Raw genomic sequence first — 14174 nt, 5'->3', positions numbered from 1 at the left:
CTGCGCCGTGGTCACCTGAGCACCCCGGTCTTGAGCAGTGCCTGCGAACGGGCCAGGTCGGCCCCGGCCATGGCGATCGCGGCCTCGGTCAGCAACTCGGGGACGATCTCCCGGCCGAGCCGGTCGGCGTAGGTCGCCGGGTCCATCCGGAACCAGCCGGAAGCCAGGGCGATGCCGGCATGGTCGAACCGCCACAGCCGGTCGGCGTCGCGCACGAGCGCGTCCTCGAGCGTCCGCGCCTCCTTGCGGGTGTCGTGCCCGTCGATGATGTCGACGACGGCGTCGACGAAGTCGCCGCCGTAGCCCAGGGGCGGCAGCACCTCGCGGGCGATGATGCAGCCCTGCTTCTCGTGCTCGAAGCGGATCGCCGCCTTGCGCCAGTCGCCGCTGAAGCCCTCGGACAGGATGCGGTCCTCGTCGACCCGACCCCAGCCGGTGTCGTGCAGGAGGATCGCCACCCGGACCACGAGCCGGTCCGCGTCGGGATGGGCGTCGCAGAGCCGCTCGGCATAGGCCAGCGAGATCGGCAGGTGGATGTCGTTGCTCCGGGTGCGGGTCTCGGGCACGACCGCCGACCAGATGGGGTCGAGGTCGGTGTCCCGGCTGGGGCCCAGCGAGATGGGCGAGGTGTCGACCGGCCCCGCCGCGGGGACGGGGGTCGGCGGCAGTGGCGTCCTCATGACGGCGGGGTCCTCGTCTCTGCGGATGCTGCGGGAACGGTGATCTTCTTCAGGACGGCGGCTGGGTCGGCGGCCTGCTCGTAGGGGATGTCGGAGCCGGAGGCCAGCGCCGCCTTCACGGCCATGAAGTCCAGCGGCGCGTTGATGCAGTCGGCGGCGATGATGCGGTCGCCGCGGTAGTAGAGGACGGCGAACTTGTCCTTGGCCTCGTCCCGGCGGACCAGCGTCCGGTCGTGGCCCTGGGACAGACCGGCGATCTGCAGCTTCAGGTCGCCCTGGTTCGACCAGAACCACGGGATGCCGGCGTACTCCTCCTTGCGGCCGGTGATCGCGTAGGCGGCCACCTTCGCCTGCTCGATCGCGTTGTTCACGCTCTCGAAGCGGACGCGGTCACCCGGGGGCGATCCGGGCACGGGGTTGGGCAGGTTGGCGCAGTCGCCCACGGCGACGGTCACGCCGTCGGAGGCCACGCCGTACTCGTCCACCCGGATCCCGTCGTCGCACACCAGTCCGATGGACTCGGCCAGCTCGGTGTTGGGGACGACGCCGATGCCGATCAGGACGAGGTCGGCTGGGATCTGCCGGCCGTCGGCGAGCTCGACGGCGCCGACGGCGTCACCGCGCGGAACCAGCCGGGCCAGCTGGGCCCCCACCACGATGTCGATGCCGCGTGCGGAGTGGTGCGCCCGCAGGTACTCCGACACCTCGGGTCCGACGGCGCGGCCGACCAGCCGGGGCGCGGCCTCGAGCACGGTGACCCGCTTGCCCATCTTGGTGAGGCTGGCCGCGGCCTCGAGCCCGACGAACCCGCCACCCACGACCACGACGTCCTGGACCGCCGGCACGCGGGCCTTGAGCTCGAGGGCGTCGTCGGCGTTGCGCAGGTAGAGGACACCGGGCAGGTCCGCGCCCGGCAGCTGCAGGCGACGGGCGCGCGCGCCGACCGTGAGCGCCAGCCGGTCGAAGTCGAAGGTGGCACCGGAGCGGGCGAACGCCGTCCCGGAGCCGTCGTCCTTCTTCTCGATCCGCACGATCCGCTCGTTCTTGACCACGGTGATGCGGTGCTCGTCCCAGTACTCCTGGGTGCGGAAGATCAGGGACTCCTTGGTGATGAGGCCCTGCAGGAAGTCCTTGGACAGCGCCGGCCGCTGGTAGGGCCGGTGGTTCTCGTCGCCGAGGAGCGTGATCGGTCCGTCGTGGCCCAGCGCCCGGAGCGACACGGCCAGCTGCACGCCGGCCTGCGACGAGCCGATGACCAGGAGCCCGGCCACGGTCACACCTGCGTCTCGGGGGTGGTGACGTGCAGGTCCATGTCGTCGGTGACGCGGATCTGGCAGCTCAGCCGGGACGTCTCCTCGCGGTCGACGGCCGCGCCGTAGAGCATCTCGTCCTCCATGTCCTCCATGGGTGGGAGGGACGGGAAGTCCTGCGGGTCGACGAAGACGTGGCAGGTGGCGCAGGAGAGCGATCCCCCGCACTCCGCGACGATCCCGGGCACGCCGTTGCGCACGGCGGTCTCCATGACGGAGTCCCCGGCATTGGCGTCGACGGTCCGGCTGTCCCCGGCACTGTCGGTGAAGGTGACCTTGGGCATGGGTTCCTCGTTCCTCGCGTCGATGTTCCTGGCGTCGGTCTCGGGATCAGATGAACTGCCGGCCGCCGTCGACGACGAGCGTCTGGCCGGTCATGAACGCGCTGTCGGGGCCGGCCAGGAACAGCGCCGCGCCGACGACGTCCTCGGGCGTGCTGGACCGCCGCAGCGCGCCGCGGTCGACGCCGTACTGCGCCGCGTTCTCCATCAGCCCGTAGCTGGCCTCGGTGAGGGTGAAGCCGGGGGCGATGGCGTTGACGGTGATCGACCGCCGGCCCAGTTCCTTGGCCATGACGCGGGTGAGCGCGATGACCCCGCCCTTGGACGCCACGTAGTGCAGCCAGTTCTCCGAGCCGCTGAACACCGTGGCCGACGAGAGGTTCACCACCCGCCCGCCGTCGGGCAGGTGGGGGCTGCAGGCGCGGACCACCAGCCACGGGCCCTTCAGGTTCACCGCCATCACCCGGTCCCATTCGCCCGGGTCGATCTCCTCCAGGGGCGAGCGGGTGACGGTCGCGTAGATGGCGGCGTTGTTGACGACGACGTCGATGCGGCCGTCCCCGAACGCGGCCACGGCGGCCGCGGTCTCGGCGACGGAGTCGGGATCGGTGACGTCGATCCGGCCGGACCACGCCGCAGTCCCGTGCTTCTCGACCAGCCGCGCGGTCTCCTCCGCGCCGGCGACGTCGAGGTCGGCCACGGCCACCCGGTAGCCGCGCCCGGCGAAGCCGACGGCGAAGCTGCGGCCGAGGCCGCCGGCCGCGCCGGTGACGAGCACCGTGCGGCCGGCCCCCTCAGGCTCGGTCATGGTCGGTCCGCCAGGACCTCGACCCGGCCGCGCGAGCCGTCGACCCTGATCAGCTGACCGGTCCGGATCGTGGTCGACGCGCTGCCCGTCCCGGTGACCGCCGGGAGCCCGTACTCCCGGCACACGATCGCGGCGTGGCTCATCATGCCGCCGATGTCGGTGACGGTGGCCTTGATCTTGCCGAAGATCGGACCCCAGGACGGCGCCGTGATGGTGGCGACCAGGATCTCGTCCTGCTGCACCTCACCGAGCTGGTCGGCGCTGGTGATCACGCGGGCGACTCCCTCGACCACGCCGGGCGACGCGGCCATGCCGGTGATGGCGCCGTCGCTGTCGGGGTCGTCCTTGCCGAGCCACTGCTGCACCTGCTCGGTGGTGATGCCGTAGAGCATCATCGTGAACGGCTCGGTGATCTGGGCCGGCGGCGTGTTCAGGGCCGGCTGCGGCCGCTGGCTGGACAGCGCGTCGATGATGCCCCGCCGCCGCTCGATCTCCGCCGCCAGTAGTGCGGACCGGTCGCCTCCGCGCCGACGGCCCAGCCGGTGACGTAGTCGAAGATCGCGTCGCGCACCTCGCCGCGGGTCAGGTACAGCATGTCCTCCGGCTCGGCCCAGAACCCGGCCTCGACGAACACCGCGCCGAGCTCGCGGACCTTGCGCCAGAAGACGCCCATGGTCCAGTGCTCGATGTAGAAGTTGTGGTTCTCCACGTACGGGTAGGCGGTGGCCGCCAGACCACGCTTGGCGTCGAACAGCGCCTGCTGGTCGGGGGCCACGAGGTCCCGGTACTCGGCGACGACGCGGTCGCGCTCGGCGATGAGCGCCTCGACCGGCCGAAGGATCTGCTCACCGTTGTCCAGCCGGCGCATGTAGTCCTTGATGAACCCGAGCGGGATCTCCTGGTGCTCGATCCAGTACTTGTCGTGGCCGTAGAAGCCGTTGCCGATGGTGAAGTTGAACCACGGGTCCTGGGCCTCGGTGTAGGCGGCCAGCCACTCCTGGCCGCCCTCGGCCGCGCCGACGCGGGCCAGGGTGGCCTCGACGTCGTCGGTGTCCTCGAACGCCGGCTGCAGACCGAGCCGCACCCCCAGCGCCGCCAGCTTCTTCAGCTCGTCGTCGGGGCGGAACAGCTCCATGTCGACGCCCTGGACCATCTTCGCGATGGCCTGGTCGGGGATGCCAGGGAAGAGCTGCTTGCAGAACCCGAAGAAGTCCAGGTAGGCGAGGTAGCCGAGGTTGAGGAACTCGAAGTGGTACTGCCAGTTCTGGTAGCAGAGCTGGATCAGCCGGTCGTAGTTCTCCATGAGCACCTCGGAGCCGTCCTTGGCCTTGCCGCTCACGATGTCGTCGAACGGCACCATGTCCGGCAGCGGCCGGAAGCTAAGCTGCTCCATCTCGGCGATCGTGGCCTGCACCTTGGAGCGCCACTGCTCGAGCAGGCTCGCCCAGTTCTGGAAGTAGTGGCCGCCCGGCGCTCGAACTCGGGCACCCGCGCGGCGATCTGGTCCTCCGGCACCGGCACGGGGCTCATGTACAGGTAGCCGAGGTGGATCTTGAACTCGATGCCGTTGGCCGGCGGGATGAGCAGGTGCCGGGTGTTGTACTGGCCCAGGCACTTGACGGCGAACTCCCCGCCGATGGTCTCGAACGGCTTGAACACCGTCGGCCAGTGCTGGCTGTCGCAGAACCAGAACTTCTCGTCCTCGGCACCGCTGAGGTTGCCGAAGACGAGGTTGTACGGGTAGAGCTGCTCCCACCCCTCCGCCCCCGCGGGCACCGGGAGCTGGGAGGGCTTCGGGAACGACTTGAGGGTCGGCTGCACGGCGGTCATGGGCGTGTCCTGTCGTTGGCTGGGGACCGCGAGGCCATGCGGGCGTCTCGCGGGCGGAGCGGTGGTGCGGGAAGTCAGGGCTTGGCGGGGCCGCCTATCAGTGACGACGTGATGCTCGAGAGGCTGAAGCCGGAAGGGGAGGCAGCGGGCTCGGGCGCGGACCTCGGGGCGACGGCCGAGTGCACGGTCTCCGGCCGGGCCTGGAGCAGCAGCAGGTCCTGCCCCGGCGGGAGGTCTGCGTCGAAGGCCCACTCCACGTCCTGGGGGCAGCCGTAGTGCTTCTCCGCCCGCTTGGCGAGGGTGGCGACCGCGGTGAGCTCCTCGTCGGTGAGGCAGCGCCGGCCGCGGCGCTCCGCGTCGACCTCGCGCTCGACGAGCCGTCCGGCGGCCCGGTCTGGGACGAGCTCGGCATGCTTGTCCCCGACCGTCTCGGAGACGACGCACAGCATCACCTTGTCGAGGACGACGTTGTCCGGGGTCACCTGGCCGGACACGACCATCTCGCCGACCCCGTAGCTGGCGTCCACGATGATCTTGGAGCGGTCGCCGGTGGACGGATCGAGCGTCATGGCGACGCCGGAGCTGCGGGAGTTGACCATCTTCTGCACGGCGACGGCCATCGACAGGCCCTCGTCGGGGATGCCGTTCTTCAGCCGGTAGGTGATCGCACGGCTGGTGTACAGCGAGGCCCAGCAGGAGCGGATCGCCTCCAGGACGGCGTCCCGGCCGCGGACCCACAGGTAGGTGTCCTGCTGACCGGCGAAGCTGGCGTCGGGCAGGTCCTCCGCCGTGGCCGAGGACCGGACGGCGACCGGCACCTCCTCGAGGAACCGCGACTGCAGCGCGTCGTAGGCGTCGAGGACCTGCTGGCGCAGGTCGGCGGGCACCTCGCGGGAACGGATCAGGTCGCGGATCCGCTCGGAGGCCGCATCCACGGCCGCCACGTCGTGGTGGTCGAGGCCGGACAGCTCCGCGGCGATGGCGTCGGACATTCCGGAGCGGTGCACGACGGCGTCGTAATGGGCGGTGGTCACGGCGAAGCCGGGCGGCACGGGCATGCCGGCTGCGGTCATGGTCACCAGCGAGGCGCACTTGCCGCCGAGCAGGTCGTGCTCGGGCGGGCAGCCGCCGTCGAAGAACTGGATGAATCGGGTGTCGGTCACGTCAGTTCCCCCAGGTGACGGGCACGCGCACCGGCGCGCGGAAGGAGAGGTTGTCGCCGAAGTGGATCGGCTCGTCGGCCAGCCGCAGTCCCGGGGCGAGGCGGGCGGTCTCCTCGACGGCGATCCGCGCCTGGAGCTTGGCCAGCATGTTGCCGAGGCAGTAGTGGATGCCGAAGCCGAAGGCCAGGTGCTCGCGGGCGTTGGGCCGGGCGATGTCGAAGACGTCGGGCTCGGCGAAGTGCTCCTCGTCCCGGTTGGCCGAGCCCATGACGAGCAGGAGGTCCGCCCCGGCCGGGATGGCGACCCCGCCGACGGTGGCGTCCGTGGTGGCCCGCCGGCGCCAGGCGACGATCGACGGGCTGTACCGGAGCACCTCGTCGACGGCCGCTGGGATCCGGGCCGGGTCGTCGACGACCTGCTGCCACTGGTCGCGGTGGGCCAGCAGCACGCGCAGCGCGTTGGAGATCAGCGTCGTCGTCGTCTCGTGGCCGGCGAACAGCAGGCTGTAGCAGACCGAGGCGATCTCGTGGTCGCTGATCTCCTCACCGGCAGCCTGCGCACGGACCAGGTCGCCCACGAGGCTGTCCCGATCGTTCGCGTGCGCGTCGGCGACCAGCCGCTGGCACTCTTGCCAGTACTCGACCAGGTTGTGGGCGTGCGGCACCTGCTCCTCGTCGGTGAGGTCGCCCCACGTCATCGCGGCGCGGGAGTCCGACCAGCGCTTGTAGGTGGCCACCTGGGAGGTGTCCGCCCCGATCAGGGTCAGGATCGTCACCGTGGGCACGTCGTAGGCGAGGTCGGCGACCAGGTCACCCGTGCGGCTCTCGTGGGCGAGCATGGCCTCGAGCTGCCCGACGACGTTGGCCCGGATCGTCGGCTCGAGCGCCTTGTACCGGCGCGGCGTGAAGGCGCGGGAGACGATCTTGCGGATCCGGGTGTGGTCCGGGGGGATGCGCGCGGAGAGACCGGAGTAGGCGGTGAACCCGCCCTCCTCCATGATCCGCTTCGCCTCCGCGCCGCGCTCCCGCACCGGCGCCTGGGCGTTCTCGCTGGAGAACGTGTGCCAGTCCTCGAAGACCGCCTTCACGTCGTCGTAGCGGGTGACGACCCAGTAGCCGATGCGCTCGTCGAACATCACCGGCTGCTCGGCGCGCAGGGCCGCGTACGCCGGGAACGGGTCGTCCTGGGCGAAAGGCTGGTAACCGTGATGGGCCGGGCAGGCGGCCGGTGCGATGGGTGTGTCGAGGGACTGGGGCACGAATGGCTCCCTGCGTCGGTGACGGTGACCTGACCTGGTCCACTGTCGGCTCAGGTAACCGCCGTCACAATGGGGAGCTTTCGCTCAGCGAAAGTGACTCCCGGGCGTGTCGGTTGCTGCCGGGAGGCGCGCCGAGAGGTCGACCGGTGCCCAGCGGTCGATCGACGCGCCGATGCGCGTGGCGACGCCCCGCAGGACCGGCAGGTGGCGGGTCATCTGCGCCGCCTGGGTGGAGAGCACCGACAGGCCCAGGGCGGCCACCGCGACACCGGCGCGGTCGAGCACGGGGACGGCGATCGAGCACGCGCCCGGCCGGACCTCCTCGAAGGTCGTGGCGTAGCCCTGCTCCCGGATGCGCTCGAGCTCCTCCAGCAGGCGGGCGGGCTGCACGTGCGTCCGGACGGTGGGCGCCTCCAGCGGTGCGGTGACGTAGGCGTCCCACATCCAGCGCTCCTCGTAGGCCAGCAGCACCTTGCCGACCGCCGTCGCGTGCAGCGGGAGCCGGCCGCCCACACGGGAGGCGCGGGGTACGCGCTTGGAGCTGTAGACGCGGTCGACGTAGAGCGCCTCCCGTCCCTTGCGGACGGCGAGGTGCGAGGTCTCCTGCGTCAGCGAGAACAGGTCCTGCAGATAGGGCCGAGCCGCGTCGCGGAGCTGGCGACCACCGTGCTGGGCGACCTCCCAGAGCCGGAGTCCGACCTGGTAGCGGCCGCCAGCGTTCTTCTGGAGGGCGCCCCACTGGGTCAGCTCGCGCACCAGCCGGTAGGCGGTCGGGAGGGGCAGGTCGGCCGACTGGGCGATCTCGGTCAGCGACAGGGACGAGGGCGCCGACTCGAACGCCTCGAGGATGCGCAGCACCCGCGACGTGACCGATTGGCCGGCCGGCTTCTCGTCGGACACCGGCGCCTCACCTCCCCGGGCGGGTTCCCGAGGATGCCCGGCATTCAGCCCAGTGTCACGCGCTGCTGGCTGGAGTCCACCCAGGCGACGGCGGCGAGACCGCGCGCGATGGTGCGGGCGGCGTCGGTGAACAGGTGCTCATGGACGCGGCTACCGATCAGCCGGTGGGCCTGCTCGCGGGTCAGACCGAACCACTCCATGACGGTGTCGACGCCGTGCGGGGTCAGTCGCCACAGCTTGTCGGCGTCCTTGACCAGCGCGTCGTCCAGGGACAGCGCCTCCCGGCGGCTGTCGTGGCCGTCGACGATCGCGACGATCTGCTCGGTGCGGCGGGGGTCGTGGCCCACGTCGGCCAGGATCTCCTGCGCTATCCGGGCGCCCTCCTTCTCGTGCAGGAGGACGAGATCGGGCCGGTTGCCACCGGGGGCGATCGCGGTCAGCACCTCGTCCGGCGGAGCCTGCGACCACCCGGTGTCGTGCAGCAGGATGCCGGGGAGCACCACCTCCGGGTCGGCCTCGGGGTGCAGATCGACCAGCGCCCGCGCCAGCCCGTAGGAGTAGAGGCTGTGCACGTCGTTGTCCCGGACGGCCAGGTAGGGCGCGGCGCGCTGCCAGATCGCGTCGTGGTGCGGCGGCAGCGCACCGATGCCCGGCACGTCGGCGGCCGCGGGCACCCGTCCGGTGACGTCGTGGCCGTAGTGGTTGGTGGCGGGCTCCAGCTTCGGCAGCACCAATACATCCTGGACGACCGGGCGGGGTCGCGGCACGTCATGCTTTCGCTGGACGAAAGCCGACGAGCCGCCGAGCGCCTCGCGCCGCAGCACCCTCCCTCCTCCACCGGTCGGCTGCGGCGGGACCATCCGCGAGTGGAACGTGGTCGTCGGTCAGAGCTGGCGGACGTCGTCCTCCACGGCCTCGAAGGCCTTGCGGGCCGCGATGAGCACCGGGTCCCAGACCGGCGAGAACGGCGGCGCGTAGGAGAGGTCGAGCGAGAGGATCTCGTCGACGCCCATCTCGTTCCAGATGCAGATCGCCAGGGCGTCGATGCGCTTGGCGGCGTCCTCCTTGCCGACGATCTGCGCGCCGAGCAACCGACCGCTCCGGCGCTCGGCGATCATCTTGAGCCGGATCGGCTGCGCGCCCGGGAAGTAGCCGGCCTTGGTCGAGGAGTCCACGACGGCGGTGACGAAGGAGTAGCCGGCCAGCTCGGCCTCGGCCGTCGAGAGCCCGGTCCGCGCCGCCTCGAGGTCGCAGACCTTGGTGATCGCGGTGCCGATGACGCCGGGGAAGGTGGCGTAGCCGCCGCCGATGTTGATGCCGGCCACGCGGCCCTGCTTGTTGGCATGGGTGCCCAGCGCCACGACCACGCGCTGCCCGGAGAGCCGGTGCAGCGACTCGACGCAGTCCCCGGCCGCCCAGACCCCGTCGGCCTGGGTCCGCATGCGGGCGTCGACCGCGATCCCACCGGAGGTGCCCAGCGGGATACCGGCCTCTTTCGCCAGCCCGACGTTCGGCCGGACGCCGAGGCCCAGCACGACCAGGTCTGCGGGCAGCTCGCGCCCGCTGGCGGTGACCACCGCGCGCGCCCGGCCGTCGGCGTCCACGTCGATGGCCGCGACGCCGTCCGCGAGGACCAGCTGGATGCCCTCGCGGCGGACGGCGTCGGCGAGGAACTGCCCCACGTCTGGATCGAAAGTGCCCACCGGCGTGGCGGCCAGGTCGACGACCGTCACGTCGAGACCGCGGACGCGGCAGGCCTCGGCGATCTCCAGGCCGATGTAGCCGCCGCCGACCACCACCACCCGCCGCACGTCGCCGCGGTCGAGCTCGGCGCGCAGCGCCCTGCCGTCGTCGAGCACCTGGACGCCGTAGACGCCCGTCGCGTCGATGCCGGGCACCGGTGGGCGCATGGGCACGCTGCCGGTGGCGTAGACCAGCTCGTCGAACGGCTCGGTGCCCTCGGTCCCGCCGTCCAGGTCCCGCCAGTGCACGCGCCGGCCGTCCAGGTCGATGCCGGTCACCTCGGTCCGCATCCGGACGTCGATGCCGGCCTTGCGGTGCTCGTCCGGCGTGCGGGCGATCAGGGCGGACTCGTCCTCGACGGCGCCGCTGATCCAGTAGGGGATGCCGCAGGCGGAGTAGGACGTCGCCCGCCCGCGCTCGAACAGGACGACGTCCAGGTCCTCCTGCCGCTTCTTGGCCTGGGACGCCGCGCTGCCGCCGGCCGCGTCCCCTCCGATGACCACCAGGCGCTTTCCCACGCCCGGACGCTAGGGCACCGGCGCCGGCTCCACCCGGCCGGTCACCTCGCCGAGTGAGATCCGGCCACCACCGAGGCCCGGGGCGGTGGCGCTGATCGTCACCACGTCGCCGTCGTCGAGGAAGGTCCCGGACAGCTCGAGCAGGGAACCTTCCTGACCGGGCTCCGGACCGCTGACCGTCCCGGACGCGAACAGGTCGCCGGTGCGCACGTTGGCCCCGTTCACCGTCAGGTGCGCGAGCTGCTGGGCGGCGGTCCAGTAGTGACCGGCGAACGGTGGCCGGCTGATCAGCTCGCCGTTGTGCCGGACCTCGAGCGTGACGTCCAGCCCCCACGGCTGGTCGGCGTCGTCGAGGTACGGCAGCAGGGGGACCTCCCGCGGCGGAGGGGCGACCCGCGCCGCCTCCAGCGCGGCCAGCGGCACCACCCAGGGGGACACCGACGTCAGGAACGACTTGCCGAGGAACGGCCCGAGCGGCACGTACTCCCACGCCTGCAGGTCCCGGGCCGACCAGTCGTTGACCAGGCAGACGCCGAACACGTGGTCTTCGAAGCGCCCGACCGGCACCGGCGTGCCCGGCTCCGAAGCGGCGCCGACGACGAAGCCGACCTCCGCCTCGATGTCGAGCCGCTGGGAGGGTCCGAAGTCGCCGGGCCCCCGCTGTCCCGACGGCCGGACGACGGGCGTGCCGGACACCCGGACGGTGCCGGCGCGCCCGTGGTACCCGATCGGCAGGTGCCGCCAGTTCGGCGTCAGCGGCTCGCCGTCCGGCCGGAACCTCCGGCCGACGTTCTCGGCGTGCGCCTTCGAGCCGTAGAAGTCGACGTAGTCGCCGACCTCGACCGGCAGGTGCATCGTCACCTGGTCGACCGGCACCAGGAAGGGCTCGAGCGCGCCGCGGTAGGCCTCGTCGGTGAACTCGCTGCGCAACCGTTCCCGTAGGTGGCGCCAGGCTTCCGGGCCGCGGGCCAGGAAGGCGTTGAGCGAGCCGGTCCCGTGCTCCGGCTCGGAACTGGACTCCCACAGGTCGAGCACGAGGTCCCCGATGCGCACGCCGGTCCGCGGCGCCCCGCCGTCCCTCGAGAAGACGCCCAGCGGCAGGTTGTCCAGGCCGAACCCGGTGTCGGGGGGCAGGTCGAGCCAGGTCACGCGGACGGTCCGCGGCCCGACCAGCTCCAGGCGTACTTCCCGTCGTCCACTGCGGTTCCGCCCTCCCCCAGGCCGAGCGGCCGGAAGGTGTCGACCATGACCGCCAGCTCGTCGAAGAACTCCGCCCCGAGCGACCGCTCCACGGCACCGGGCTGCGGGCCGTGCGAGTGCCCGCCCGGGTGCAGCGAGACCGAGCCCTTGCCGATGCCCGAGCCCTTGCGCGCCTCGTAGTCGCCGTCGACGTAGAACATGACCTCGTCGGAGTCGACGTTCGAGTGGTAGTAGGGCACCGGCACGGCCAGCGGGTGGTAGTCGACCTTGCGCGGCACGAAGTTGCAGATGACGAAGTTCTGGCCTTCGAACACCTGGTGGACCGGCGGCGGCTGGTGCACCCGCCCGGTGATCGGCTCGAAGTCGGCCACGTTGAAGACGTAGGGGTAGAGGCAGCCGTCCCACCCGACGACGTCGAACGGGTGCTCCGGGACGACGTGGACCGTGCCGGCCAGCCCGCCGGGCCCCTCGCCGCGGTGCTTCACGTACACCTCGACGTCGCTGCCCTCGACCAGCAGCGGCTCGGCCGGCCCGCGCAGGTCGCGCTCGGAGTACGGCGCGTGCTCGAGGAACTGGCCGTACCGGGAGAGGTAGCGCTTGGGCGGCGCGATGTGGCTGTTCGCCTCGATGGCGTACGTCCGCAGCGGCTCGTCACCGGTCGGCAGCCACCGGTGCGTCGTGGCCCGCGGCAGGATCACGTAGTCGCCGGGGCCGACGTCCAGCGCGCCGAACACGGTCTCGACGGTCGCCGTCCCCCGCTCGACGAAGATGCACTCGTCGCCGGTCGCGTTGCGGTAGTAAGGGCTGGACAGGCTGCTGACCGCGTACGAGATGCGGACATCGGCGTTGCCGAGCACCAGGCGCCGTCCGGTGACGGGGTCGGTCGCCTTGTGGTCCTCACCGGCGAACAGGTCGTGCAGCTTGAGGTGCCGCGGCATCAGCGGCGCGTTCGGCCTCAGCGTCTGGTCGGGCAGCTCCCACGGGCGCGCGTCGACCATCGCCGACGGGATGCCGCGGTGGTAGAGCAGCGAGGAGTCGGAGGAGAAGCCCTCCTCCCCCATCAGCTCCTCGGAGTACAGACCGCCGTCCGGGCGCCGGAACTGGGTGTGCCGCTTCGGCGGGACCTCGCCGACCTGCCGGTAGTGCGCCATGGTGCCTCCCCACCTCGTGCGCCAGAACCGCGGTTTCGGCGCCACCGGAAGGGAGCCGAAACCGCGGTTTCGGCTCCTCAGAAGTTGCCGCGCCGTTCCTGCTCGCGCTCGATGGCCTCGAAGAGTGCCTTGAAGTTGCCCTTGCCGAAGCCCAGGGAGCCGTGCCGCTCGATCAGCTCGAAGAACACCGTGGGCCGGTCCCCGATCGGCCGGGTGAAGATCTGCAGGAGGTAGCCGTCCTCGTCGCGGTCGACCAGGATGCCGCGCTGCTGCAGCTCCTCGATCGGCGCCCGCACCTCGCCGATCCGGGCCCGCAGCTCCGGGTCCTCGTAGTACGAGTCCGGCGTGGTGAGGAACTCCACGCCCTCGGCGCGCAGCGCGTCGACGGTGCCGAGGATGTCGTTGGTGGCCAGCGCGACGTGCTGCGCGCCGGGCCCGCCGTAGAACTCCAGGTACTCGTCGATCTGGGACTTCTTCTTGCCCACCGCCGGCTCGTTGAGCGGGAACTTCACCCGGTGGTTGCCGTTGGCGACGACCTTGCTCATCAGGGCCGAGTAGTCGGTGGCGATGTCCTCGCCGATGAACTCGGCCATGTTCGTGAAGCCCATGACCCGGTTGTAGAACTCGACCCACCGGTCCATCGCGCCGAGCTCCACGTTGCCGACGACGTGGTCGATCGCCTGGAACAGCCGCTTCGGCGCGCCCGCGCGCTTCACGAAGGACGACGTCCGCGCGACGTACCCGGGGAGGTACGGGCCGCCGTACCGGGACCGGTCGACCAGCGTGTGCCGGGTCTCGCCGTACGTGGCGATCGCGCCGATCCGCACGGTGCCGTGCTCGTCGGTGACGTCGTGCGGCTCCTCCAGCACCGTCGCCCCCTGGACGCGGGCGTGCCCGATGCACCGGTCCACGTCGGGCACCGACAGCGCGATGTCCACGATGCCGTCGCCGTGCCGGCGGTGGTGGTCGGCCAGCGGGCTGGCCGGGTCGTAGGCGCCCTGGACGACGAAGCGCGCGGCGCCGGAGCGCAGCACGTAGGAGTGGTGGTCCCGGTTGCCGGTCTCCGGACCGGAGTAGGCCACCAGCTCCATGCCGTAGGCCGACTGGAAGAAGTGCGCGGTCTGGGTCGCGTTCCCGACCACCCACACCAGGGCGTCCCAGCCGGACACGGGGAAGGGATCGGCCGACTCGTCGTACTCCACCAGCCCGACGAGCTCCTTGAGCTGGTCGAGGTCCAGGTCGGCGAGGCGCTCCTCGTCGTTCAGCGTCTGCTCGAGGCTCATGGCGGCATGGCACACCTGCCGCGACGGCTGCGCAACCTGCGCGGGACGA

General features: G+C 71.5%; 15 protein-coding genes. All 15 read right to left on the bottom strand.

Annotated elements, in window-relative coordinates:
* Nucleotides 1-11 precede the first annotated feature (11 nt).
* Nucleotides 12-680, bottom strand: coding sequence for an HD domain-containing protein (locus MVA48_RS02940; RefSeq protein ID WP_246985635.1), 669 nt, complete (start codon nt 678-680; stop codon nt 12-14).
* Nucleotides 677-1951, bottom strand: a complete 1275-nt coding sequence (locus MVA48_RS02935; RefSeq protein WP_246985633.1) for an NAD(P)/FAD-dependent oxidoreductase — start codon at nt 1949-1951, stop codon at nt 677-679. The genes MVA48_RS02940 and MVA48_RS02935 overlap by 4 nt, the downstream gene beginning before the upstream one ends.
* A gap of 2 nt (nt 1952-1953) precedes the next feature.
* Nucleotides 1954-2274, bottom strand: coding sequence for a 2Fe-2S iron-sulfur cluster-binding protein (locus MVA48_RS02930; RefSeq protein WP_246985630.1), 321 nt, complete (start codon nt 2272-2274; stop codon nt 1954-1956).
* Between the two features lie 46 nt (nt 2275-2320).
* Entirely contained in the window at nt 2321-3079 is a 759-nt protein-coding gene (locus MVA48_RS02925; protein ID WP_246985628.1) for an SDR family NAD(P)-dependent oxidoreductase, read from the bottom strand.
* The gene (locus MVA48_RS02920) at nt 3076-3474 is read right to left on the bottom strand and encodes a PEP-utilizing enzyme (protein ID WP_246985626.1); all 399 of its coding nucleotides are present in this window, start codon (nt 3472-3474) and stop codon (nt 3076-3078) included. Before MVA48_RS02920 ends, MVA48_RS02925 begins: the two co-directional genes overlap by 4 nt.
* 35 nt (nt 3475-3509) lie before the next feature.
* Nucleotides 3510-4472 carry a hypothetical protein gene (locus MVA48_RS02915; protein ID WP_246985624.1) on the bottom strand — a complete coding sequence of 321 codons (963 nt, stop codon included), beginning with the start codon at nt 4470-4472 and terminating at the stop codon, nt 3510-3512.
* Nucleotides 4415-4909 (bottom strand): hypothetical protein, encoded by a 495-nt coding sequence (locus MVA48_RS02910; protein ID WP_246985622.1) that lies wholly within the window; start codon nt 4907-4909, stop codon nt 4415-4417. The genes MVA48_RS02915 and MVA48_RS02910 overlap by 58 nt, the downstream gene beginning before the upstream one ends.
* A 74-nt stretch (nt 4910-4983) precedes the next feature.
* Nucleotides 4984-6072 carry a PEP/pyruvate-binding domain-containing protein gene (locus tag MVA48_RS02905; RefSeq protein ID WP_246985620.1) on the bottom strand — a complete coding sequence of 363 codons (1089 nt, stop codon included), beginning with the start codon at nt 6070-6072 and terminating at the stop codon, nt 4984-4986.
* 1 nt (nt 6073) lies between these two features.
* On the bottom strand, nt 6074-7330 hold the full coding sequence (locus MVA48_RS02900; protein ID WP_246985618.1) for a cytochrome P450: 1257 nt from the start codon (nt 7328-7330) through the stop codon (nt 6074-6076).
* An 84-nt stretch (nt 7331-7414) separates the two neighbouring features.
* Nucleotides 7415-8230, bottom strand: coding sequence for an IclR family transcriptional regulator (locus MVA48_RS02895; protein WP_246985616.1), 816 nt, complete (start codon nt 8228-8230; stop codon nt 7415-7417).
* A gap of 44 nt (nt 8231-8274) precedes the next feature.
* Entirely contained in the window at nt 8275-9054 is a 780-nt protein-coding gene (locus MVA48_RS02890) for an HD domain-containing protein (RefSeq protein WP_246985614.1), read from the bottom strand.
* Between the two features lie 60 nt (nt 9055-9114).
* Nucleotides 9115-10491, bottom strand: a complete 1377-nt coding sequence (locus tag MVA48_RS02885; protein WP_246985612.1) for an FAD-dependent oxidoreductase — start codon at nt 10489-10491, stop codon at nt 9115-9117.
* Between the two features lie 9 nt (nt 10492-10500).
* On the bottom strand, nt 10501-11640 hold the full coding sequence (gene fahA / locus MVA48_RS02880) for a fumarylacetoacetase (protein WP_246985604.1): 1140 nt from the start codon (nt 11638-11640) through the stop codon (nt 10501-10503).
* Nucleotides 11637-12842, bottom strand: a complete 1206-nt coding sequence (locus MVA48_RS02875; RefSeq protein WP_246985602.1) for a homogentisate 1,2-dioxygenase — start codon at nt 12840-12842, stop codon at nt 11637-11639. The genes fahA and MVA48_RS02875 overlap by 4 nt, the downstream gene beginning before the upstream one ends.
* A 77-nt stretch (nt 12843-12919) precedes the next feature.
* Nucleotides 12920-14125: a 4-hydroxyphenylpyruvate dioxygenase gene (gene hppD, locus MVA48_RS02870; RefSeq protein WP_246985600.1), complete on the bottom strand. Its 1206-nt coding sequence runs from the start codon at nt 14123-14125 to the stop codon at nt 12920-12922.
* Nucleotides 14126-14174 lie beyond the last annotated feature (49 nt).

This window comes from Blastococcus sp. PRF04-17, from assembly GCF_023016265.1.
Taxonomy (GTDB): domain Bacteria; phylum Actinomycetota; class Actinomycetes; order Mycobacteriales; family Geodermatophilaceae; genus Blastococcus_B.
Note: the sequence above shows the minus strand (reverse complement) of the source record. Positions and strands in the feature narration are given on the sequence as shown.